General features: G+C 70.7%; 18 protein-coding genes. 10 read left to right on the top strand and 8 right to left on the bottom strand.

The genetic code is table 11. The annotated features are described in order from the left end of the window. Positions 1–43: 43 nt before the first annotated feature. Together B5M43_RS04310 and B5M43_RS04305 are read left to right on the top strand one after the other, a co-directional pair. Positions 44–2,119, top strand: a complete 2,076-nt coding sequence (locus B5M43_RS04310; protein WP_134745814.1) for an NAD(+) synthase — start codon at positions 44–46, stop codon at positions 2,117–2,119. A 206-nt stretch (positions 2,120–2,325) separates the two neighbouring features. Beyond that, positions 2,326–3,780: a lipase maturation factor family protein gene (locus B5M43_RS04305; protein WP_134745813.1), complete on the top strand. Its 1,455-nt coding sequence runs from the start codon at positions 2,326–2,328 to the stop codon at positions 3,778–3,780. 116 nt (positions 3,781–3,896) lie between these two features. Here the strand turns inward: B5M43_RS04305 and B5M43_RS04300 are convergent, their stop codons facing one another. The 6 genes from B5M43_RS04300 to B5M43_RS04275 all read right to left on the bottom strand — a co-directional run bounded on the left by B5M43_RS04300 (position 3,897) and on the right by B5M43_RS04275 (position 9,823). Next, the gene (locus tag B5M43_RS04300) at positions 3,897–4,454 is read right to left on the bottom strand and encodes a hypothetical protein (protein WP_055992905.1); all 558 of its coding nucleotides are present in this window, start codon (positions 4,452–4,454) and stop codon (positions 3,897–3,899) included. Between the two features lie 42 nt (positions 4,455–4,496). Next, positions 4,497–5,111: a nucleoside deaminase gene (locus tag B5M43_RS04295; protein WP_055992902.1), complete on the bottom strand. Its 615-nt coding sequence runs from the start codon at positions 5,109–5,111 to the stop codon at positions 4,497–4,499. Further along, entirely contained in the window at positions 5,111–5,293 is a 183-nt protein-coding gene (locus B5M43_RS04290; RefSeq protein ID WP_134745812.1) for a hypothetical protein, read from the bottom strand. Before B5M43_RS04290 ends, B5M43_RS04295 begins: the two co-directional genes overlap by 1 nt. Positions 5,294–5,490: 197 nt before the next feature. Beyond that, complete coding sequence (locus tag B5M43_RS04285) at positions 5,491–5,688, bottom strand: YkvA family protein (RefSeq protein WP_055992896.1); 198 nt, start codon at positions 5,686–5,688, stop codon at positions 5,491–5,493. Next, the gene (locus B5M43_RS04280) at positions 5,685–8,672 is read right to left on the bottom strand and encodes an AAA family ATPase (RefSeq protein ID WP_134745811.1); all 2,988 of its coding nucleotides are present in this window, start codon (positions 8,670–8,672) and stop codon (positions 5,685–5,687) included. The genes B5M43_RS04285 and B5M43_RS04280 overlap by 4 nt, the downstream gene beginning before the upstream one ends. Continuing rightward, positions 8,669–9,823, bottom strand: coding sequence for an exonuclease SbcCD subunit D (locus B5M43_RS04275; protein ID WP_134745810.1), 1,155 nt, complete (start codon positions 9,821–9,823; stop codon positions 8,669–8,671). Before B5M43_RS04275 ends, B5M43_RS04280 begins: the two co-directional genes overlap by 4 nt. 100 nt (positions 9,824–9,923) lie before the next feature. Between B5M43_RS04275 and B5M43_RS04270 the strand changes: the two genes are divergently transcribed. From B5M43_RS04270 to B5M43_RS04260, 3 genes are read left to right on the top strand one after another with little or no spacing between them, the layout of a single operon-like run. After that, entirely contained in the window at positions 9,924–10,316 is a 393-nt protein-coding gene (locus B5M43_RS04270) for a (deoxy)nucleoside triphosphate pyrophosphohydrolase (RefSeq protein ID WP_134745809.1), read from the top strand. A gap of 38 nt (positions 10,317–10,354) precedes the next feature. Continuing rightward, positions 10,355–11,419, top strand: a complete 1,065-nt coding sequence (locus B5M43_RS04265; protein WP_134745808.1) for a hypothetical protein — start codon at positions 10,355–10,357, stop codon at positions 11,417–11,419. 13 nt (positions 11,420–11,432) lie between these two features. Next, positions 11,433–12,197, top strand: coding sequence for a nuclease-related domain-containing protein (locus B5M43_RS04260; RefSeq protein ID WP_167626779.1), 765 nt, complete (start codon positions 11,433–11,435; stop codon positions 12,195–12,197). Here B5M43_RS04260 and B5M43_RS04255 read toward each other — a convergent pair. Further along, positions 12,191–12,580: a nitroreductase family deazaflavin-dependent oxidoreductase gene (locus B5M43_RS04255; protein WP_134745806.1), complete on the bottom strand. Its 390-nt coding sequence runs from the start codon at positions 12,578–12,580 to the stop codon at positions 12,191–12,193. The two genes, B5M43_RS04260 and B5M43_RS04255, sit on opposite strands and share 7 nt — an antisense overlap. A gap of 61 nt (positions 12,581–12,641) precedes the next feature. Here B5M43_RS04255 and B5M43_RS04250 point away from each other — a divergent pair, with 61 nt between their 5' ends. The 4 genes from B5M43_RS04250 to B5M43_RS04235 all read left to right on the top strand — a co-directional run bounded on the left by B5M43_RS04250 (position 12,642) and on the right by B5M43_RS04235 (position 16,171). Beyond that, positions 12,642–13,418: an alpha/beta fold hydrolase gene (locus B5M43_RS04250; protein WP_134745805.1), complete on the top strand. Its 777-nt coding sequence runs from the start codon at positions 12,642–12,644 to the stop codon at positions 13,416–13,418. Between the two features lie 9 nt (positions 13,419–13,427). Continuing rightward, positions 13,428–13,946, top strand: coding sequence for a hypothetical protein (locus B5M43_RS04245; protein WP_134745804.1), 519 nt, complete (start codon positions 13,428–13,430; stop codon positions 13,944–13,946). 293 nt (positions 13,947–14,239) lie between these two features. Continuing rightward, positions 14,240–14,809 (top strand): hypothetical protein, encoded by a 570-nt coding sequence (locus tag B5M43_RS04240; protein WP_134745803.1) that lies wholly within the window; start codon positions 14,240–14,242, stop codon positions 14,807–14,809. 9 nt (positions 14,810–14,818) lie between these two features. Continuing rightward, positions 14,819–16,171 carry a plasmid pRiA4b ORF-3 family protein gene (locus B5M43_RS04235; protein WP_134745802.1) on the top strand — a complete coding sequence of 451 codons (1,353 nt, stop codon included), beginning with the start codon at positions 14,819–14,821 and terminating at the stop codon, positions 16,169–16,171. 9 nt (positions 16,172–16,180) lie between these two features. Here B5M43_RS04235 and B5M43_RS04230 read toward each other — a convergent pair whose 3' ends face one another. After that, positions 16,181–17,152: an SDR family oxidoreductase gene (locus B5M43_RS04230; RefSeq protein ID WP_134745801.1), complete on the bottom strand. Its 972-nt coding sequence runs from the start codon at positions 17,150–17,152 to the stop codon at positions 16,181–16,183. 86 nt (positions 17,153–17,238) lie between these two features. Here B5M43_RS04230 and B5M43_RS04225 point away from each other — a divergent pair. Beyond that, positions 17,239–17,670: hypothetical protein (locus B5M43_RS04225; protein ID WP_230667662.1), on the top strand; the 432-nt coding region annotated here is incomplete at its 3' end.

Below are 17,670 nucleotides of genomic sequence, written 5' to 3'. Positions count from 1 at the left end.
CGCGGCACGAACCCCCTCCGACCCCGCGTGCCAGACTGGACGCGTGACCGACTTCGACTTCGCCAGCGCGTACCGGCACGGGTTCGCGCGCATCGCGGCGTGCACGATCCCCCTCGCGATCGCGGATCCGGCGACGAACGCGGATCATGTGCTCGCGTCGGCGCGCGAGTGCCACGACGAGGCGGTCGCGGTCGCGGTGTTCCCCGAGCTGTGCCTGTCGGGGTATGCGATCGACGACCTGGTGATGCAGGATGCGCTGCTCGACGCGGTCGACGCCGCCATCGCGCGGATCGCGGCCGAGTCGGCCGACCTGATGCCGGTGCTGGTGGTGGGCGCTCCGCTCGCGCGCGGCAGCCGCATCTTCAACTGCGCGGTGATCATCCACCGCGGGAAGGTCCTCGGCGTCGCGCCGAAGTCGTACCTGCCCACCTACCGCGAGTTCTACGAGCGGCGGTGGTACGCGCCGGGCGACGACCAGCGCGGCACGATCGCCGTCGCCGGCACCGAGGCGCCCTTCGGGCCCGACCTGCTGTTCGAGGCCGAGGACGTGCCGGGCCTGACCATCCACGCCGAGGTGTGCGAGGACGTGTGGGTGCCGATCCCGCCGTCGTCGACCGCGGCGCTGGCCGGCGCCACCGTGCTGCTGAACCTCTCGGGCAGCCCGATCACGATCGCACGCGCCGAGGACCGCAAGGACCTCTGCAAGTCGCAGTCGCTGCGCTGCCTGGCCGCGTACGCGTATGCCGCGGCGGGCATGGGCGAGTCGACCAACGACGTGTCGTGGGACGGCCAGACCATGATCTACGAGGGCGGCAACCTGCTGGCCGAGACCGAGCGCTTCCCCGACGGGCCGCGCCACTCGATCGCGGACGTCGACCTCGACCGCCTGCGCCAGGACCGCCTGCGCCAGGGCACGTTCGACGACAACCGCCGCACCGTGTTCGCCGCGACCGAGGGCGAGCCCGACTTCCGCACGATCCGGTTCGCGCTGAACCCGCCGACCGGCGACGTGGGGCTGAAGCGCCACCTCGACCGCTTCCCGTTCGTGCCGGACGACCCCGCCCGCCTCGCGCAGGACTGCTACGAGGCCTTCAACATCCAGGTCGCGGGCCTGATGCAGCGCATGCGCGCGATCGGCGACCCCAAGCCCGTGATCGGCGTGAGCGGCGGCCTCGACTCGACGCACGCGCTGCTCGTGATCGCGCGCGCGATGGATCGGATGGGGCGGCCGCGCAGCGACATCCTGGCGTACACGATGCCGGGCTTCGCGACGAGCGACCACACCAAGTCGAACGCGATCAAGCTCGCCGAGTCGGTGGGCGCCTCGATCGAGACGATCGACATCCGCCCGGCCGCGACCGAGATGCTCGGCCAGATGGGCCACCCCTTCGCGAAGGGCGAGCCGGTCTACGACGTCACGTTCGAGAACGTCCAGGCGGGCCTGCGCACCGACTACCTGTTCCGCCTCGCGAACCACCACGGCGGCATCGTGGTGGGCACGTCCGACCTGTCGGAGCTGTCGCTCGGCTGGGCCACGTACGGCGTCGGCGACCACATGAGCCACTACGCGGTCAACGTGGGCGTTCCCAAGACGCTGATCCAGCACCTGATCCGCTGGGTCATCGCGCACGGCGACGAGCAGGGCGTCTCGGAGCACGAGGCCGAGGTGCTGCAGTCGGTGCTGGACACCGAGATCAGCCCCGAGCTCGTGCCCGCGGGGCAGGACGGCCAGGTCCAGTCGACCGAGAGCACGATCGGCCCGTACGCGCTGCACGACTTCACGCTCCACCACATCCTGCGCTTCGGCTACCGGCCCTCGAAGATCGCATTCCTCGCGATGCATGCGTGGTCGGATCCGGATGCCGGCGCCTGGCCTCCCGGCTTCCCCGCCGAGGATCGCTACGCGTACGACCTCGAGACGATCGTGAAGTGGGAGCAGGTGTTCCTGAAGCGCTTCTTCGGCTTCTCGCAGTTCAAGCGCTCCGCGATCCCGAACGGACCGAAGGTCGCGCCGTCGGGCTCGCTCTCGCCGCGCGGCGACTGGCGCGCCCCCTCGGACGGCAACGCCCGCGCGTGGCTCGCGGAGCTGAAGGCCGCGCTCCCCCACCTCGTCGACTGACCCCGCGGGCGTCGCGCTCCGTGGTCGTTGAGCGAGCGAAGCGAGTCGAAACGCCCGAAGCCGCCCACTGCATCCGACCCCACCAGCGGTTTCCTCCGTTTCGACTCCGGGCGCTGGAGCGCCCTCCGCTCAACGAGCACCAGGGGAAGCCCCGCCGCCGCGTCAACCCCCGCGACATCCCCCGGCCCGCGCCCTAGCCTGGCGGCGTGGACGGGTTCGCGGCGGTCGACTTCTGGTTCGCGCGAGAGGTGCTGCAGCGGGGCATCGCCGCGCTGTACCTGATCGCGTTCCTGTCGACGTTCAACCAGTTCCCCGCGCTGCTCGGCGAGCGCGGCCTGCTGCCGTCGCCGGGCCTGCTCGAGTGGGCGCGCTCATCCGAGCGGCGCGCCAAGATGCTGCGCCCGACGCTGTTCCGCTGGGTCCGGTACACCGACCGGCGCCTGCGCGCCCTCGCGATCGGCGGGATGGTCGTCGCCGCGCTGCTCATCGCGGGTGTGCCGCAGCTCGCGCCGCCGTGGGTGCCGATGCTGTGCTTCCTCGCGCTGTGGTTCGGATACATGTCGGTCGTGTCGCTCGGCCAGACGTTCTACGGCTTCGGGTGGGAGATGCTGCTGCTCGAGGCGGGGTTCCTCGCAGCGTTCCTCGGCTCGCAGGATCAGCCGCCCGCCACCCACATCATCGTGCTGTTCTGGTGGCTGCTGTTCCGCCTCGAGTTCGGCGCCGGCATGATCAAGATCCGCGGCGGCAAGGAGTGGCGCGACCTCACCGCGCTGACCTATCACCACGAGACCCAGCCCATGCCCGGCCCGCTCAGCCGCCAGGCGCACCTGCTGCCGCGCTGGTTCCACAAGGGCGAGGTCGTCGGCAACCACTTCGCGCAGCTGGTCGTGCCGTGGTTCCTGTTCGCGCCCATCCTGGGTCTGTGGCTGCCGGATGACATACCGCAGCTGATCGGCACGGTCGCGGCCGTGATCGTGATCGCCACGCAGCTCTGGCTGATCGTGACGGGCAACTTCGCGTGGCTGAACTGGTCGACCGTGGTGCTCGGTGCGTCCGCGATCGCGGTGCCGGCCCTGCGGGCGCCGAGCGATGACCTCCCGCTGTACTGGCTCGTGATCACGCTCGCCGTGACCGCGCTCTACGCGGTGCTGAGCTGGTGGCCGGCACGCAACCTGTTCGCGCGCAATCAGCTGATGAACGCCAGCTTCAACCGCTGGAACCTGGCGAACGCGTACGGCGCGTTCGGCACGGTGACCAAGCGGCGCATCGAGTGGATCGTCCAGGGCACGCTCGACGACGACCCGATCCGCGCGAGCTGGCGCGAGTACGAGTTCAAGGGCAAGCCGGGCGACCAGCGCCGCATCCCTCGCCAGTACGCGCCGTATCACCTGCGCCTGGACTGGCTGATGTGGTTCCTGCCGCTCGGGCGGCACCTCGACGACTGGTTCCAGGCGCTGCTGGTCAAGCTGCTGCAGGCCGACCCGCAGCTGCTCAGGCTGCTGCGCCGGGACCCGTTCGAGGGGGCGCGCCCCCGCTGGGTGCGCGTGGTGTCGTACCGCTACCGGTTCGCGACGCGCGAGGAGCGGCGCGAGCACGGCGTGGTGTGGATCCGCGACCGCCGCAGGGTGATCGTGGATCCGGTGACGCTGTCGTCGCGCTGATCCGCTTCGTGCCGGTTGATCGAGCTCCAACCTCGTGCTGGTTGAGCGAGTGAAGCGCTCCAACATCGTGCTGGTTGAGCGAGCGAAGCGAGTCGAAACCCGCTGAGCCTCCCCGTTCAGCCCTCGTCGACGCGGTCCCGCAGGCCGATCCGGTCCGGGATCTCGAACGCGAGCCCCGGCAGCCAGGTCTCGGGCTCGGGCCAGAGACGCGACGACGGCAGGGCCCGCAGCAGGTTCCGGATGGCCCCGTCGAGCGACGACTCCGGCGCGTGCACCGGCAGCACGCGGCGCGGCGCGCGGTAGCCGAGCGCCCCGCACCACCAGTGCCGCCAGGTGTCGGGCGCCTCCTCGGGCTCGAGCACGATGTAGTAGTCCGGCATGAGCGCGGTCCCGCCCGCGAAGTGCTCGAGCGCCTGCTGCACCTCGAGCTCGAGCGTCCCGAGCGTGGCTCGCTCCTCGAACAGCTCGACCCACGCCGCGGCGACGTGCTCCAGCGGGTCGGCGTCGTGCACGACCCACGGCCGCGATGCGGCGGCGATGCGATGGGTGGCGAGCGCCGGGTCGGAGTCGCGCAGCGACAGGGTCTCGACCCCCTCGATGCCCTCGAGGCTGGCCAGGACCTCGTCGGACGCGGATCCGACGACGGCGACGATGGTTCCGGTCGTGTTCTCCATGCCCCACTGTAAGTCGGGCGGAAGCGGATCCGGAAGGGGCTGTCAGGCGGCGCCGTTGCGGGCGTTGTAGACCGTGACGCCGCCGCCGTCGACGGCCTCGCGGTAGGCCCGGAAGACGTCGACCGCCTCGTCGCGACGCAGGTCCTGGACGACGCGGATGCCGCGCGCCTCGAACGCCCCGGCCCAGTCCGCGATCATCGGGCCCTCGTCAAACGTGGTGAGGTCCTCGCACTCGGGGCCGGAACCGGCGATGATCAGCGTGCGGATCCCGGACCACATCGCGGCGCCGTAGCACTGCACACAGGGGCGCCAGTTGACCAGCAGCTCGTGCTCGGCCTGGCCCTCGCCACCGAGGTCCCACGCGCCGAGGCGGGCCTGCGCGAGCCCGAGCGCGGTCACCTCGGCGTGGCCCGAGGAGATGTTGGTCTTGAGTACGACGTTGACGCCGACCGACACGATCCGGCCGGTCGCGGTCTCGGCGACCATCGCGGCGAACGGACCGCCGTTGCCCTCGCGCCAGTTGCGGTCGGCGAGCCGGTTGACGAGCGCCATCCGCTCGTCCCGGCTCGGGATGACGTCGGGCACGTCGGCGAGCTCGTCGCGGATCCACTCCGGCAGCTCGATCGTGAACCGGGTCGCGAGGGGCGGGAAGTCCATCAGTCGTCGCCTCCGCGGCTGAAGATCCAGTTGAGGATGAAGAAGACGATGATCGCCACGACGACGACCGCGCCGAGCTTCGCCATCCAGTACATGAGCCGGAACATCAGTTCGACGGTGAACCACGCGATGACCACCGCGACGAGCACGCCGAGGATCGTCCAGATCGAGCTGACCTTCATGCTCCCCACCCTAGTTCCGCCACGTTTCCGCTTTGTTGCTGGTTGAGCGAGCTCCTCCGGTCGTTGAGCGGAGCGAGCGCGGCCTCCCCGGTCGTTGAGCGGAGCGAGCGCCAGCGAGCGGAGACGAAACGGGTTGAGCGAGCGAAGCGAGTCGAAACCTTCGAAGCCTCCCGCGACTCACACCCCACCGCCCCGCCTCACCCCCGGTCGGTCGGCTTCCGCTTCGCGCTCGACCACAGCCGCCAGGCGCCGATCGCCGCGCCGACGATCGCGACGGCGTCGTCGCCGAGCCCCAGCGGCGCCAGCACATCCGGGATGAGATCGATCGGAGAGACGCCATAGAGGAGTCCCGCGACGCCGAGCAGCACCGCTCCGACGGCCTTCCGCTTGTTCATGCCGCTCCCACCGCGATGTCCTGGACGACCCGGCTCCAGCCCTGCGGCGTCTGCTCGACGCGCAGCTGCGCGGGGATCTGCTCCTTCATGGCCTCGACGTGGCTGATGATGCCGACTGTCCGCCCGCCCTGGCGCAGCTCGTCGAGCGTGGCCATGGCCGTGTCGAGGGTCTCGGCGTCGAGCGACCCGAAGCCCTCGTCGATGAACAGCGTGTCGAGCCGGATGCCGCCGGCCCTGCTGGTGACGACCTCGGCGAGCCCGAGCGCGAGCGCCAGCGAGGCGAGGAAGGTCTCGCCGCCCGAGAGCGAGTGCGGCGGGCGGGCCCGGCCGGTGTAGCGGTCCATGACCTCGAGGCCGAGGCCCGACGCGGCCCCGCGGGCCGCGAGGGCGTCGGTGTGCTGCAGGCGATACCGCTCCCCCGACATCTCGCCGAGCCGGATGTTCGCGGCCGCGACGATCTCCTCGAGCTCGGCGGCGAGCACGAACGTCTCGAGCTTCATGCGCTTGCTGTTGTGCGCGCGGCCCGCGACCGTGTCGGCCAGGCGCCGGATGCGCGCGGCCTCGGCCGCGAGGTCGGCGATCTGGGCGTGCAGGATGGCGACGCGCTCGACCGCGTCCTCGAGCGTGCGGGCGCGCTGCGCGGCCTCGGTGTGCGCCTTGACCGCGTCCGACCACGCGGCCTTGGCCGTGGCGACCGCCTCGGCGCTGGCGGCGGTGTCGACGGGCTCGTCGGGCAGCACCTCGAGCTCGAGGTCCATGAGCGTGGCCTTGGTGCTCGCGAGCGCGGTCTCGTGCTCGCGCACGCGGGCGTCGAGGGCCTCGCGCGCGGCGGCGTCGCGCAGGGCGGCGAGCGCGTCGGCCGGCGCGGCGAACCCGGCCTCGTCGACGGCCGCCTGCAGCAGCTCGGCGGCCTCGGCCGCGGCGGTCTCGGCGCGCGCGGCCTCGCGCTGCGCCGCCGCGTAGGCGGCGGCGAGGGCGACGAGCCGCTCCTCGGACCGGATGCGCGCGCCGACGGAGTCGGCCGCGCCCCGAGCCTCCGCGACGGCGCCGCGGTTCCGTTCGAGGGTCTCGATGGCGGCGACGATGCGCGCCTCGAGCTGCGTGCGCTCCGCGACCAACGCCTCGGAGCGTGCACTGTGCTCACGCGCCTCGGCCTCGAGCGCCGCCCGGTCGGCTGCCAGCGCGTCCTTCTCCGTCGCGGCGGCTTCGGCCGCGGTGAGCTCCTCGCGCTTGGTCGCCAGCTCGGCCTCGAGCTCCTCGGCCGCGCGGCCGCCGGCGTCCTTCTGCGCGTCGGCGTGCGCGCGATCGGCGGCGGCCAGGGCGGTGTTCGCGGCCTCGTACGCGGCGGTCGCGGCGACCCGCGCGGCGTCCGCGACCTCGATGTCGTCGACCGACACGGCGTCGTCCCCGCGGGTCGCGGGCGCGGGGTGCTCGGTCGAGCCGCACACGGCGCAGGCCTCGCCGTCGACCAGTTCGGCCGCGAGCTCGCCGGCCATGCCCGCGAAGCGGCGGCGCTGCAGGTCGGCGAGGCGCGCCTCGGCCTCGTCCTTGCGCCGCTTCGCCTGCTGCAGCGCCTCGAACGCCTGCCGCTGCACCTCGGCGAGGGCCGGGATCGAGCGCGCGGCCGCGAGCTGGGCCTCGAGCTGCGCGACGGCGGCGCGCAGCGACTCCGCCGTGGCCGCGAGGCCGGTCGCGGCGTCGAGCGCATCCTGCACGCGCTTCTGCTCCTGGGGCAGGGCCTTCGCCCGCTCCTCGAGCTCGGCGGCGCGCACCGCGGTGGCGTCGGCGTCCGCACGCAGGGCCTCGAGCGCCGCCGCGTCGGCGTCGAGCCGCGCCTCGATGTCGCCGAGCGGGCGCCACGCGCCGATGCGCTGCTGGGCCTCGGCGACGAACGCGTCGAGCGCCGTCGGGTCGTCGTCGATCTCGGGACGCTCGGCGTCGTCCCATGCCGCGGCAGCGCTGTCCAGCCGCGCGGCCGCGGCGTTCACGGCGGCGAGCGCGCGGGTCGCCGCGTCCTTCGCCCCGCGCACGGGCTCGGCCCGCAGGGCGGCGTCGCGCTCTGCGCGGAGGCCGGAGATCTCGTCCGCGCGCTCCTCGAGGGTCGCGAGCGTGGCGCGGGCGGCGTCGCGGCGCTGCTGCTTCTCGCGCTGCGAGGCGCGCTCGGTGTGGAGGCTCTCGGCCGCGGCGAGCGCCTGGGCGGTCTCGCGCTCGGCGGCGTCGACGCTCTCGGCGAGGTGACGTGCCCGCAGGGCGGCGCGGCCGATCCGCTCGATCCGCTCCTCGAGGGGCGGCTCGCCGTCGACGGGGTCGACGAGGCCCTCTGCGACGCGCTCCGCTTCGCCCAGCTGGGCCGTGAGCGCGTGGCTGCGGCTCTCGACCTGCGCGACGGCCTCCTTGCGGCGCTCGTCGAGGGCCTTCTCGTACTCCTCGAACCGCTTGGTGCCGAACAGGGTGCGCAACAGGGCCTGCCGCTCGTCGTTCTTGGCGAGCAGGAAGCGGGCGAAGCGGCCCTGCGCGAGCAGGATGACCTGCAGGAACTGCTGCTGCGTGAGCCCAATGACCTCGTCGACGAGCGTGGCGACGTCCACGGGGCGCGCGGCGCGTCCGATCCATTCGCCGTCGACCCGCTCGAACATGCGGGCTTCGGCCTTCTGCGGCGTGAGGCCGTCGCCGCGCTTCTTGGGGCGCTGGAACTCGGGGCTGCGTTCGATGCGCCAGGTGCGCCCGCTGGTGGTGAACTCGAGGGCGACCTCGGTGGGGTCCTCGGGGTCGGCGTGGTCGCTGCGGAGGCGCTTCTCGCCGTCCTCGTAGCGGGGCGCGGAGCCGTAGAGCGCGAAGCAGATGGCGTCGAGGATGCTCGACTTTCCGGCGCCGGTGCGGCCCGAGATGAGGAAGATGCCGTCGGCGGCGTAGGCGTCGAGGTCGATGGTCTGCCGCGAGCGGAACGGGCCGAAGCCCTCGATCTCGACGCGGTGGATCCTCATGCCGACACCTCGGCGAGCGTGCGGCCGGCGACCACGTCGGCGATGAGCTCACGCTCGTCGTCGGTCGCGCCCTCGCCCTCGCGCACGAGGGTGAGGAACGTGTCGATCAGCTCGGGGTCGCTGGTCGTCTGCTGCACGCGCGAACGGTAGCTGAGCCCGTCGTCGGCCGCGCGGTTCTGCGGGTCGGGCTGGATGGTGGCACAGTACGGGAAGCGCTGCTGCAGGCGGCGCATGGGCTCGGGCTGCGGCGTCGCGTCGGTCAGTTCGGCGCACACCCACGCGTCGACGTGCGCGTCGTGGGCGGCGTCGGTGAGCAGCTCCTCGAGCGTGCCGCGCAGGGTGACGAGCGGCCGCGGAACCGGAAGCTCGAGCCACTCGACGTTCGCGAGCCCGTCGGCGTCGAGGTCGACGAGCCACGAGCCGCGCGGCTTGTCTGCCTCGCTGAAGCTGTAGTGCAGCGGGGCGCCGCTGTACCGGATGTGCTCGGACAGGCGCGAGCGGCCGTGGATGTGGCCGAGGGCGATGTAGTCAGGCCCGTCGAACGCCGACAGCGGCACGACGTCGAGCGATCCCTGCCGGATCTCGCGCTCCACGCCGTGCGACGGCTCGACGCCCGCGGCGAAGCAGTGGGACACGACGACCGACCGCCCGCCGCGCTCGGCGCGGTCCGCCTCGACGAGCCCCATCGCGTGGGTGATGGCCTGCTCCTGCGTGCGCAGCGCGGCGCCCGGCCAGATGCTGCGCACGACGATCGGCTCGAGGTACGGGATGCCGTAGAAGTGCACGGGACCGTGAGCGTCGCTCAGCGTCACGGGCGTGCCGACGCTCGCGGGGTCGGTGACGACGTGGATGCCGTCGCGCAGCAGCGGCGCGAGGAATCCGAGGCGCGCGGCGTTGTCGTGGTTACCGCTCGTGACGACGATCTGAGCGCCCGTCGCGCTGAGCTCGCGCAGCACATCGGTCAGCAGCATGTAGCACGCGGCCGCCGGCGTCGCGGAGTCGAACACGTCGCCCGCGATCACCACGACGTCGACCTGGTGCTCCCGCACCTGCTCGGTCAGCGTCGCGAGCACACCGCGCAGCGCATCGAGCGTCTGGTGGCCGTGGAACGACCGCCCGATGTGCCAGTCCGAGGTGTGCAGGATCCGCATGCCTCCACGGTAAGGACGGGGTGGGACATTGGCCGGGAGGCGGGGCGCGGGTTGCTCGGACGGAGGGCTCACTTAGGCTGGCTGCGAACGGAGGTGGGCGATGAGGGAGCTCGACGTCGTGGGCGCCGCCATCGTTCGAGACGGCGCGATTCTCTGTGCGCGTCGTGGGCCGGGCGGCCCGCTCGCCGGCCTCTGGGAGTTCCCCGGCGGAAAGATCGAACCGAACGAGCTCCCGCACGACGCTCTCGTGCGCGAGATCCGCGAGGAGCTTGGTTGCGAGATCAGCGTCGATGCGAATGTCAACTCCCACACGCATTCGTATCCGTTTGCTCGAATCACCCTGCATACGTACATGTGTTCAATCGTTGCCGGCGACCCCGTTCCCACGGAGCACTCCGAGGTGACCTGGCTTCGCCCTAGCGAGCTACATTCCCTTGACTGGGCACCCGCGGATATTCCAGCAGTGACCGCCCTTACCAGACGCAATATCTAGCGTCGACACAGACCATTCGCGCACGATAGGTTGTGCCCATGCCTCCGGTTTCCCTCGCACAACTCGCGCTGCGAACAAATCTCGGGAAACACGAGCTCTGGGAGCGCCTTCACGTCCGCGATCTCACTGAGTCGGAGGCAGAGGCGGTCGCCCCAGAACTACGACGCGAAGGCGCTACCCGCCCGATTCACTGGCACCTCGTCCCGGGTGATCGCGTTCTGCGCCGCGAGCTTCATGATGCGTACGGCGGCTCGATTCAAGGCGGGATCATCGCATCCAGTCGGTTCCCAGACCTCTTCGTCTTTACCGATCCCGAGCGCGGCGCGCGGCATGGGTACGACCTATACGAGCGCCTCATGCCGGACGGCAGCTACACATATACGGGCGCGGGACAGGAGGGCGATCAGACCTTCCTCCGCGGTAACAAGGCCCTCCTAGAGTCGGCCCAGCGTGGTCAAAAGATTCGCCTTTTCCGACAGGAGCCGCGGTATGTGACGTACGTCGGGGAATTCGCCACCGGGACGCCCGCGTACGAGCTCCGACAAATTCCTGATCGCAACGGCAACATGCGAACGGGCATCATCTTCAAACTGATTCCGGTCAGTGCCGATCCGACGCTCCTCGCAACTGCAGACGTGTCCAGCGCTGTCGCTACCGAGTCCGCGTGGACCGCCCCCAGTTCCACGGATGTGGTTGCCACCGGAGCACGTGAACTCGCTGCAGGCCGCCGCATCTCCCGACGCGAGTTCGAGTTACAACGTTCGTTCGGCGAATGGCTTACTCGGCAGGGCGAGCGCGTGAGCGTCCTCAGCCTGCCGGTCGACGGCACGATCATCACCCCTGATCTGTACGTGTCTTCCCGAAGCTGGATCGTCGAAGCGAAGCGGTCGGTCGCGCGGGAGCACGTTCGCACAGCGATCGGCCAATCGCTCGACTATGCCCACGTTGCACGGATGCACGGTTACAAGGCGAAGCCCATGATCCTCCTGCCCGGCGCGCCGACCGGCAGCCTCACCGACCTGGTGCGGACGAACGGTATCGCCCTTGCCATGCAGGCAGGGGCAGGGTTTAGCGTCCTGACCCCGGACGCCCCCTTGGCATGATCGCGACGAGCTGTTGAGCGCCCCTGCGGCATCGGTTATCGCCGAATGTCTCCGTGCACAGGCGAGCGTCGCGAAGCGTGAGCGCCTGGCACGCGTCATCGGCCGCAGCCCACTAAGCGCCGACTCTCGCCCCTGGTACCTCGGCGCGCTCGGCGAACTGGACGTCGCGCGACGCCTCGCCGCACTCGGCCCGGACTGGGCTGTGGCGCACTCGATCCCGATCGGGACGCGCGGAAGCGACATCGATCACCTGGTGGTCGGGCCCGCTGGCGTCTTCACCATCAACAGCAAGTTCCACGAGGGCGCGAGGGTCTGGGTGGGAAGCCGTCGGCTGCTCGTGAACGGTCAGAAGACAGATCACATTCGAAACGCGCGGTTCGAGGCATCGCGCGTGAAAAAAGTGCTGACCGACATTGGCGCTCCACCAGTCGTCCCGATCGTCGCGGTTGTCGGCGCACGCGAGGTGGTCGTCAAAGCGGCCCCGATTGACGTCTTCGTGCTGCGCGCCGAGAAGCTGACGCGATGGTTGGCGAAACGACCCGTCGTGCTCTCGTCCGATCAGCTGAGTGCCGCGAGACAGGCGATCGTCGATCCACGCAGGTGGGGCGTTCAAGTCGAGTTGACTGCAGGCGACTATGAGCGATTCGCAGCTTTGCGGCGGGAGGTCAAGGGCGCGAAACGCACGCGCTTGGCTTGGGCCCTCGGAGCGCTCACCGGCGTCGTGACAGCCGCGTTCAGCGTCGGGCTACCACCGGCCTTGAAGCTACTTGGCTACTGAACCTCCACCCGCAGCAACCGAAACTCCCGCCGCCGCAACAGCCGCAGCACCCATGACGCGGGCGCCCCGTACGCGCTCAACCCCTCGTCCACGCCGTACGGCTCGACGCCGGTGATCCGGTACCACCGCCCCCGGTGGAGGATCCGCCCGCCGCCGGCGACCACGTTGCGGTACCAGTTGACGTCGTCGCCGTAGGTCAGCTCGGCGACGAAGCCACCGGGGACCTCGGCGAGGATCAACGGTGCCTCGAAGGTCCGGCCCGACTTGCGACCGACGTGCTCCACGAGCGAGAACGGCCCACGTCCGCTCCTCGCCGCACGGAGTGTGAGCGGGTTGAGGGTGCGGTTGAGCAGCCGCAGGAACCGCTTCTTGACGCCCTTCATGAGGCCAGTGTCCCGCGTCAAGCGCACCGGCCCCACAGGTGCCGCCGACTACGTTCGTTGCATGTCCTCCGATCCCACGATCCAGCCCGCCCGCCCCTTCACGCATGAGGGCGCGACGCTGATCTGGGAGGCGCGCGGATCCGGTGAGCCGACGTTCGTGCTCGTCCACGGCATCGGCATGGGCCGCACGGTGTTCAACGGGCTCTCCGAGCGGCTCGCCGAACACGGCCGCGTCATCGCGATCGACCTCCCCGGCTACGGCGAGGCACCCGAGCCGCCTCGCACACCCACGGTCGAGCGACTCGCGGACATCATCGCCGCGTTCCTGCGCGCCGAGGGGATCGCCGCGCCGGTGCTGATCGGGCATTCCATGGGCACGCAGGTGATCACCGAGGTCGCCGCCCGCCATCCGGACCTGGACGCACGACTGGTGCTGATCGGTCCCACGGTCGAGATCGGCCAGCGGAACGCCTGGACCCAGCTCGCCCGGCTCGGCCGGGATCTGCTCGATGAGAGCCCGAAGGTCTTCGTCGTCGGCGCGCGTGAGTACCTGCGTGCCGGGCCGAATCTGCGGCTCAAGATGCGCGCGATGCTCGTCCACAAGCCGGAGCTCGCATACCCTCGGGTCGCCGGCGACGCGCTCGTGCTGCGCGGCGAGGACGACGAGGTCGCCCCGCACGCCTGGTGCGAGCAGGTCGCGGGCGCGCTCCCTCGCGGCACGCTGGTCGAGGTGCCCGGCGTCGGGCACGAGGCCATGATCAAGAACCCGGATCCCGCAGCCGACCGGATCCTGGCATGGCTGGGGATAACCGCGACAGCCGACGCCACGAATCCGTAGCGTGGGGGCATGCTGTCGCGTCGTGTCTCGCTCGTCGTCGCCGGGCTCGTCCTTGCGGGGCTGACCGGATGCACCCCGACACCCGCGCCGACGCCGACACCGACGGGGTTCGCGAGCGAGGATGAGGCGTTTGCCGCGGCCGAGGAGCTTTATCGCGCACACGTGGCGGACCTGAACGCGTACTACGCCGGCGACCGAGACTACGACTCCGAGGACTACCTGAGCGGCGTACCGCTTCAGGATGAACAGAACCTCCTCGCTCAAATGGACGAACTTGATCTCAAGGTCGATGGCGAGCTGATTGTCCGCTCCGTTGATCCTCAGACCGCCACGCTTACCGCCGGTTCCGCAGCCATCACGCTGATCACGTGTCTCGATTCCTCACAAACTCGGATCCTCGACGCTGAAGGCAACGACGTGACCCCGGAACGCGAGGAGGTTCTCCCGTTTGACGTCGAGATCGCGACCGTCGACAGCTCACGGCTTGCGATCGTGAGCACCACCGTCAACGAGACGCACTCATGTTAGGGATTGGGGCCGCCACTATCGCCGTGATGCTTGCCGGTGTACTGACGGCAATGCCGATTCACAATGAACGTTGTGACGCGTCATCGTTCGTGTTCGGTTGCGTGGATGCGGGAAACACAGGAACCAGCACTGAGCTCGCGGCCCACCTAGACATAGCTCCGGGTGACCGAACCCCCGAAGCGAGTCCCGGCACGCGACACCCGATCTACTACGCCCCGGGCCCCGCCCAACCCCCGCCTCCCCCGCCCGACGAGTCCGACTTCCCCATCACGTGCCTCGACCCCAGCGGCGGTGTGGTCGGCGGCGACTGCGCCACCTTTGCGCCCGACCCCGAACCGGCGCCGGACGAGCCCGAGGAGCCGCAGATCCCGGCCGTCATCACCCTCGCCGACATCGCCAGCTTCGTTCCCACGTCGCCGTCCGTCTCGACCGAGCCCGACGGCATCGCGGCGAAGAACATGCCGATGAACTCCATCGCCGGCAGCGAAGCCCACACCGTGGCGGGCGATCTGTTCGGGCTGCCGGTGGCGGTCACCTTCACGCCGGCGGGGTTCCGGCAGGACTGGGGCGACGGCACGGTGACCGAGTCGGGCACCGGCGGCGCGTCCTGGTCGGCGCTCGGCCAGGCCGAGTACACGCCCACCGCGACGAGTCACGCCTACGCGCAGAAGGGCACCTACGCGCTGACGATCACCGCGCAGTACACGGCGGTCGTCGACTTCGGCCCGTACGGAACCCGCCCCGTCGACGGCATCGTCTCGGCGCCCGGCGCGAGTCGCGAGATCCGCGTCGTCGAGGTGCACACGGCGCTGGTCCAGAGCGACTGCACGGAGAACCCGGCCGCCGCCGGGTGCCCCGCCTAGCATGGGCACATGCCCGACGACGACCTCGACGAGCGCTTCGCCGAGGTGATCTCCGGCGTCGAGGAATCGACGCCGCTGACCCTTCCCCTGACCCGGAACACCCGGATCCTGACGATCCGCGCGGAGCTCGACCGCTCCGATCCGCTCATCTGGCGCGAGTTCGAGATCCGGTCCGATCTGACGCTCGACATCCTCCACGAGGTGCTGCAGGTCGCGTTCGCCTGGAACGGCACCCACCTTCACCGTTTCACCTACGACTCCTCGCTCCTCGGCGACGACCTCGTCTCCTTCGTCGGCGAGTACGAGGAGAGCGAGACCGACGACGACAGCACCTTCCCCGAGCGACGCGTCGCGCTGCACACGGTGCTCGGCACGCCCGACGACGAGCTGCACTACGTCTACGACTACGGCGACCACTGGGCCGTCACCCTCACGCTCGTGAGCACACGCGCGCCCCGCCGCGACGACCCGCCCATCCGGATGATCGACGGCAGGCGCGCCGCTCCCCCGGACGACTCGGGCGGACGCGCCGACGGAGCCTCGCTCGCCCGGCTGCTCGACGATCCCGAGGCGTTCGATCCCGACACGCTGAACGCGGCCTTCGACAGCCTCATGTTCCAGCTGCTCACGGCGGGCGTCGACGGGCGGCTCGTCGACATGGTCGACCGCCTCTACGGCACCGAGCTCGGCCACCGCCTGGTGATGCGCCTCGCCGATCTCCTGGTGCGGCGCCGCCCGCCGTCCGACGCCGAACGACTCGAGGCGCTCGCACCATACCTCTGGTTCCTCGACCACACCGCGGGTGACGGCATCAAGCTCACCTCAGCCGGATTCCTGCCGCCCACGCTGGTGAAGCAGGCGGCCGTCGTCATCCCGTCGATGCGGGTCTGGGTGCGCGGCGTGAACCGCGAGGCCGACGCGCATCCCGTGCACGAGTTCCGGCAGAGCCTGCAGAGCCTCGGGCTGATCCGCAAGTATCGCGGACACCTCGTGCGCACCAAGCTCGGAACGCGCTGCCACAGCGATCCGACGGTGCTCTGGGGCGTCATCCGGCGCGCCATCTCGGCCTACCCGCACGACGGCTACCCGGCGCACGAGATGCTGCTGGCCCTGCTTCACGCCGCCACGACGATCGGCGCGCCCATCGACCGGGCGGAACTCGCGGACACCCTGAGCGCGGTCGGATGGCGCGACAGCGAAGGCGCGAGCGTGCGCGACTACCTCGTCGCGACGCCCTGGACGATGCCGATCGCCGTGCTGACCGAGCTCGGCGAGGTCCGCACGCTCGCGGCGACCAAGCGCGTCCTGAGCCCGGTCGCGCGCGAGCTCGCCCGCGAGGCGCTCCTGCTCGGCACGCGCTGACGCAGCCGGTCAGGACCCGTAGCGCTCGATCATCCGGTCGAACGCGGCGTCCAGGTCCGCGTCGACCTTCTGCCGCGCGGCATCCGCGAGGTACCACTCGACGATCTCGCGCGCACCCTCGGCGAACGGCGTCGTCGCGACCCACCCGGGCACGAGCTGCTTGATGAGCGTGTTGTCGAACAGCACCGAGTGCGCCTTGTCGCCGATGAGACCAGGCCCCATCGCCGGCACCTCGCGCGCGATCGCGTCCGACGCGACGTGCACGATCTCCGGCTCGCGGCCGAGCGGCGCCGCCAGGAGGCGCGCGATCTCGTCCCACGTGAGGCTCTCGTCGCTCGTGATGTGCACGGCCTGGCCGATCGCGTGCGGGTTGCCGAACAGGCCGACGAACGCGCGGGCGAAGTCGCGCGAGTGCGTGAGCGTCCACCAGCTGGTGCCGTCGCCGTGGACGACGATCGGGCGCCCGTCGCGGATGCGCTGCAGCGCCGTCCACCCACCCTCGAGCGGGATCAGCGACGGCCCGTACGTGTGGCTCGGTCGCACGATCGTCATCGGGAAGCCCGCCTGGCGATACGCCGCGACGAGCAGGTCCTCGCTCGCGATCTTGTCGCGCGAGTACTGCCAGAACGGGTTGCGCAGCGGCGTGGACTCGACGATCGGCAGCCGAGCGATCGGCTTCTGATACGCGGACGCGCTCGAGATGTAGAGGTACTGGCGGGTGCGACCGGTGAAGATCCGGATGTCGTCGGCCACCTGCTGCGGCGAGAAACTGCGGAAGTTCGCGACCACGTCGAAGGTCTCGGAGCCGATCGCCTTCTCGATGGACTCCGGATCGCCCGCGTCGCCGACCAGCCCGCGCACGCCGTCGGGCAGCGCGCTCTGGCCCCGGTTGAGCACCGTGACGTCGTGCCCGCGCTCGACCGCGAGCGCGGTGACGTAGGAGCTGATGTTGCCGGTGCCGCCGATGATCAGGATGCGCATGCGCACACGCTACCCGTCGAACTTATCTTCGAACCCAACCACATCACACCCTTTCCAAGGTCGTACGTACGTACTATACTGTGGTCATGGCCGAGCAGCCGATCTTCGAAGCTCTCTCCCCGCACGAGGCGATGCGGGCGGCGATCGAGGTGCTGCGGTCGGTGCAGCCGCAGATCGCGGGGATGAGCGACGCGGAGACGGTGTCGTTCGCGCCGCTCGCCGAGGAACTCGGCCGTCTCACGGACGGGGTCCGGGTCCGCACCGCCGGGGAGATCGACGCCCGCTCCGACCGGATGCTCGACGAGCGGCTGTCCGCGCAGCACGGATGCCGGAACGGGATCGAGCTGCTCGAACGACTCACCCAGGCGCCGACGCGGGAGGTCCTCGCGCGGGTGCGGCTGGACAAGCGGCTGCGCGCGGAGACGGCGCTCACCGGCGAGGCCCTCCCTCCCCGGCATCCCGAGGTCGCCGCCGCGATGCGGCACGGGGACATCGGCACGCCGGTCGCGGAACTGATC

Origin of the sequence: Microbacterium sp. MEC084, assembly GCF_004514465.2 — a bacterium.
GTDB lineage: Bacteria > Actinomycetota > Actinomycetes > Actinomycetales > Microbacteriaceae > Microbacterium.
The sequence above is the reverse complement of the archived record's forward strand: the minus strand, read 5'-3'. Positions and strand labels throughout refer to the sequence as shown.